This window comes from Candidatus Baltobacteraceae bacterium (assembly GCA_036559195.1).
In the GTDB taxonomy this organism is placed as follows: Bacteria; Vulcanimicrobiota; Vulcanimicrobiia; order Vulcanimicrobiales; family Vulcanimicrobiaceae; genus JALYTZ01.
Map to the genome: position 1 here is coordinate 1 of DATBTN010000010.1, position 4,806 is coordinate 4,806.

The 4,806-nt window shown below is 63.0% G+C and carries 5 protein-coding genes; 3 read left to right on the plus strand and 2 right to left on the minus strand.

The features are described 5' to 3' along the window. A partial coding sequence (locus VIG32_01395; GenBank protein ID HEY8296663.1) for a hypothetical protein occupies positions 1–556 on the plus strand: 556 nt, incomplete at its 5' end. A 9-nt stretch (positions 557–565) separates the two neighbouring features. Further along, positions 566–1,075 (plus strand): hypothetical protein, encoded by a 510-nt coding sequence (locus tag VIG32_01400; GenBank protein ID HEY8296664.1) that lies wholly within the window; start codon positions 566–568, stop codon positions 1,073–1,075. A gap of 7 nt (positions 1,076–1,082) precedes the next feature. Here the strand turns inward: VIG32_01400 and VIG32_01405 are convergent, their stop codons facing one another. Together VIG32_01405 and VIG32_01410 are read right to left on the minus strand one after the other, a co-directional pair. After that, complete coding sequence (locus VIG32_01405; protein HEY8296665.1) at positions 1,083–1,925, minus strand: hypothetical protein; 843 nt, start codon at positions 1,923–1,925, stop codon at positions 1,083–1,085. Positions 1,926–1,939: 14 nt separating this feature from the next. Beyond that, positions 1,940–3,739: a hypothetical protein gene (locus tag VIG32_01410; GenBank protein ID HEY8296666.1), complete on the minus strand. Its 1,800-nt coding sequence runs from the start codon at positions 3,737–3,739 to the stop codon at positions 1,940–1,942. A gap of 170 nt (positions 3,740–3,909) precedes the next feature. Here VIG32_01410 and VIG32_01415 point away from each other — a divergent pair. Continuing rightward, positions 3,910–4,806: phosphopentomutase (locus VIG32_01415; GenBank protein ID HEY8296667.1), on the plus strand; the 897-nt coding region annotated here is incomplete at its 3' end.

The following is a 4,806-nucleotide window of genomic DNA, read 5'->3' on the forward strand; positions in this document are numbered from 1 at the left end:
GATCGGCTTCATCGCCGTACTCGAATCGATCTCCGGAAGCAAGGCTCGCGAGCAGGCGGCGCAAGCGCTGCCCGTGCCCGTGCCCGTGCCGACCGCAACACCGACAAGCGCCGCGACAGCGATGCCCTCACCTCTCGCGACTGCCGCCGCATCGCCGCCGGCCGTTCCGGGGGCGACCGCGCACCCCGCGACCCCGCTGCCGGCCACGGCGGCGCCCGCAACCGCCGCTCCGGTCGCTCCGGCCACCCCGGCTACGGCCGTGCTGCCGCCGGACGCTCCCCCGCATATCCTGGGCGTCTCGCTCAGCTCGCACACCGTCTCCCCGGGCGAGACGGTTACCGGAACCGTGACGACCTCGAGCAACGTTGCGAGCGTGGAAGCCCGCATCGTCGGGTACTCCACCACCCTCACCAAAGTGGGCCCGGGCCAGTTCGCGCTCTCGTATCGCGTGCCGAACCTGCCGCCGTTCCTGCGGCATACGTACACGGTCGTCGTGATCGCGCGCAATACGCCCGGCCAATCGACCAGCGCCTCGGTGCCCATCACGATTCACTAGGAGGACCCGATGTCCGGATTCACGCTCATCCTCGCGCTCGTCGCCCTGGCCACCGCGCAAGCGGCGCCGCCGGCCACGCCGCAGCCGGCTCCGACCGCGACGGCCAGCGCCGCGCCGACGCCATTCCCGAATCCGACGATCGTGCCCAATCCAAATCCGCTGCCGAGCGCTTCCCCGTCACCGGTTCCAATGGCCACGCCCACGCCCGCTCCAACGCCGCTCGTACTGCCTGCCGGCGCGCCGCCGCAGATCGTCGACGTGCATCTCAATCAGAACGTGATCCATTCCGGCGACACGATCTCCGGCACGGTGACGACGTCCACCAACGTCGCGAGCGTGGAAGTGCGCATCGCGAGCTACTCGTTTAACGTGCCGCGAACGGCGTTCGGGCAATTCGCGCTCAGCTACCAAGCCCCGCACATTCCGTGGTTCGCGCACGGCAACTACACCGCGCAAGTGATCGCCCGCAACTCGCAAGGCGCGTTAGCGGAGCGCGACGTTCCGATCGCGCTGCGCTAACCGCGCCCTAAGGCGTCTTGAACGGTCCCGGCGTCGGAAGATTCGGGAACGGCGCGGGATTATACGGCGTGGGCAACGCTTGCGGCACCGGCAGCGTACTGCTGCCGCCCGACTCGTCGCCCCAGTGGTAGACGATGTGCGTATGGCTCTGCACGTCGGCGCTGCCGACACAGAATTGCTCGGGCTTCGCTTCGATGCCGTTCTGCCCGCGCTCCAGCGACTCCGACGATCCGCGATCGAACAAATATTGGAAGACGGTCCCCGAGAGCAGCGAGAGCGTCGACTGATAGTGCAGCGCGTCGATACGATCGAACTTGTACGCCTGCGGGTTCCAGGCCGCCTGATCGGTCGTCATGTAGATCTGGTCGGCGAGCCCGGTCATCGGCGGAACCTGCACGGTAAAGCGAACGCTCACGCGTTTGCCGGGCGTCACGTCGTTGCAGCTGCCGGCGAGCGCGCTTCCCTTCGCGGGCGCTAAGTCCGGATTCGGAGCCGGGGTGGAGAGCGCCACGGCAAAGCGGTGAACCTGCGAGAGATCGCCCTCAGCGGCGAGCCGCGCGTTGGAAAGCTCGATCTTGGTGACGACGCCGTTCGGATCGAACGTGACGCGCGCGAACTCGCGAACGGCCGGCACCGCCGTCGTGGCGGCCTGCGTTTTGAAGTCGACGATCTGCGCCGTCGGCGACACGTGGAAGCCATCGCCCGAGGTGAAGAAGAGATAGCCTTTTTCGTAGTCGAGAATCTGCGCGGTTACCACGGTCGGCGCGGGCGCTTGCGCGCGCGCCGAGAGGGCGCCCCCGACGAGCGAGGCCACCGCGAAGATCGCGATCAGGACTGGGGCGATACGCACGGGCGCTCGTTTCATTAATGCGTCACCTGAATAATGAATTGCGGACTCCATCGCAGCGTAGCGTAGTTAAAGTAATAGGTCCGCTGCAGATCGATCGAGGTTTGCGGATCGATGCGGAAGCGAACGTCGCCGGTGATGTCGTACGGCGGCTTGCCGAGATACGTGGCGTACTGATACTGCCCCAGCACGTTCGTGGGCGGCAGCGGAAACAACCCGGGAACGGGAGCGGGGAAATCGGTGTGCTTCTCCGCGACGAGCGATGCCGAGAAGTTCGAACGATTGGAGTACAGGAGGCCGAGGCTCAGCGTACGCAGCGTCGCCGAGCCGGCAAACGCGGCGTAGCCCGGAACCGGCACGCCGTTAATGATCGGAATGGTCGGCTGGTACGGCGAGGAGGCCTTGCCGTTTGTGTAGACGTCGCGCTCGTTCAAGATGTTATATTGCAGATACGACGACAGATGCCCGAACGGATCCAGGCTTCGGCTCAGGCTGAGCGTGGTATTCGTGGCGTCGGTGTAATGCGGCGTCGAGTTCCAGGTGCGCTGCTTATCGAAGATCGCATTGAGATACACGGTCGCCGTGCTGCGCGCCGGATGCGAGACTTTCAACGTCGGCGTGAAGAGCGTCAGACCCGCGTAGTGGTTCCAGATCGTAGTGTAGTTCACGCCGCCGATCTGCTGGAGTCCGTAGAGATCGTGCTGGAACCCGAGTCCGAAGCGCGGCCGGAAGAAGAGCGGCGTCCCCTTAATTTGCGTATCGAATCCCGAGATGCTGATCGCCGCGTTCGACGGGTGATTCGGAACGAAGACGTGATTCGGATCGCCGTAGTAATTTTTAGGCGTCGGCGCCAGCAGACTATCGTTGACGAACTGCGAGCTGAGCTGGAGGTACGAGCGATTCAACGCCTGCGTAACCAAGACGTTCGTAACATGCTGCACTTCCAACGGCTGACTGAGCCCGGATTGGAAGGTGTGCAATTGGCTAAACGTCTGGATCTGCAGTTTGTCGGAGGGCTGATCCGATAACCGCAGGTTATAGAACTTCGAGGGCCGCGTGAACGGGTTGATCGAGAACACCGCATAGGCCTTCGAGCCGCTCAAGTGCTGTTCGAACCCGAGGTAGGCTTTGTTGACGGTGTCGTATCGAATATGCAGCGCGCTAATCGCGTTCGCGCCGCCGGCAAATTCATACGTCCCGTCAAAATTCGCACCCGCAAGCGAGTTGGAACCCAGATGCGGATCGGCCGAAAAATTGAGGTAGTAAGAAGGCAACGGCTGGTAGCCGGCAACGATATGCACTTGGCTCGGCCCAAACCGCACGAACGACCGCGCCCCAATCACGGCGTCATGCGTATACAAAAAAGCCCGCGACCCCGAGGTATCCGGAAAATAAAACGTATCCCCCGGCATCACGCGCCCCTTAATCGGATGCCCAAAATCATTCCCAACAAACGTCCACCGATCCGGAATGTCACCCTGAGCTTGTCGAAGGGCGGAGGGCGCGGAGGCGGCAAGCAGCGGCACAAAATAGGCCCGATCAAAATCAAGGAAATCCGCGATCGCCGCCCCATCCTGCGACCCGCTTGGCGAATCCACATGCACGTGCCCGGCCACCAGAAACCGATTGAGCTTCAGATCCATTGAGAACGCGTCGCCGCTGATCGTTACGCCGTTATCCAGCGAAACGTGCACGCCCCCGTCGCCTTCAATCAGGAAGCGGTCGTAATAGAATGCGATGTGGCCGGCCTTGAGGTGGATCATCGTGCGCGCACTCGCTGAGCCGCAGCAGAGTGCGAAGGTCACGAGCGCAAGCACGATTCTAGCCGATATAAGTCGCAGCGTTTCTCCTCCAGATGGTTCGTACGGAACCGCTTCGCTTCGGGAAGAACGGCGGTCAGCCTCTCATCGTTTCATCATCTACCAGAAGGCCGTTTGCTTCGATTTGGGAAGGCGCAGTCGCCAAAAATCCAGAAACGCGAGTCGTGATGGTGCGGGTTATCACGATTGTTTTGGATTCCGGTGGTGTGGGTGCGCTTCCCGATGCGGGCCAGTACGGCGACGCCGGCGGGGCCAATACACTCGGCAACGTATCGCGTCGACTCGGTGGGCTGCACCTGCCGAATTTCGCGCGCCTCGGGCTGGGCAATCTCACGCCGATTGCCGGCGTCCCGCCGGCGACGCGCCCGCAAGCGCGCGTCGCGCGGTTGCAAGAGAAGAGCCGCGGCAAGGACACGATCACGGGCCATTGGGAGATGGCCGGAATCATCACCGACGTGCCGTTCCCAACCTATCCCGACGGCTTCCCTGCTGAAGTGATCGAAGCGTTCACGCGCATCATCGGCAAGCCGCCGCTCGGCAACAAACCCGCCTCGGGCACCGAGATCATCGACGAACTGGGCGCGGAGCATGTCGCGACGGGGCGCCCGATTCTCTACACATCGGCCGATTCGGTCTTCCAGGTGGCGGCCCACGAAGAGGTCGTTCCTGTTGCCACACTCTATGATTGGTGCGAGCGTGCGCGCGCCATGCTCGTCCCGCCGCATGCGGTCAACCGGGTGATCGCCCGCCCGTTCGTTGGGAGCCCCGGCGCGTTCATCCGCACGGCCAATCGCCGCGATTACGCGATTGCGCCTCCGCCCAGCATCTTGGATGCTTTAGCCGAAGGCGGGGTACAGACTCATGCCGTTGGCAAAATTTGTGATATATATTGTGGGCACGGAATCGCTTCATCGGTCCGGGTGACGGATAATCGGGATGCGATGGGGAAGGCATTCGACATATTGGAACGGGTGGACAACGGCTTTGTTTTCGTGAATCTCAACGACTTCGATTCAAAGTACGGGCATCGGCGCAACGTGCGCGGGTATGCCGGCGCACTCGAA

What these genes read in the sequence shown, in the direction of transcription:
- VIG32_01400 (HEY8296664.1), top strand. Translation starts at nt 566, where the DNA reads ATGTCCGGATTCACGCTCATCCTCGCGCTCGTCGCCCTGGCCACCGCG.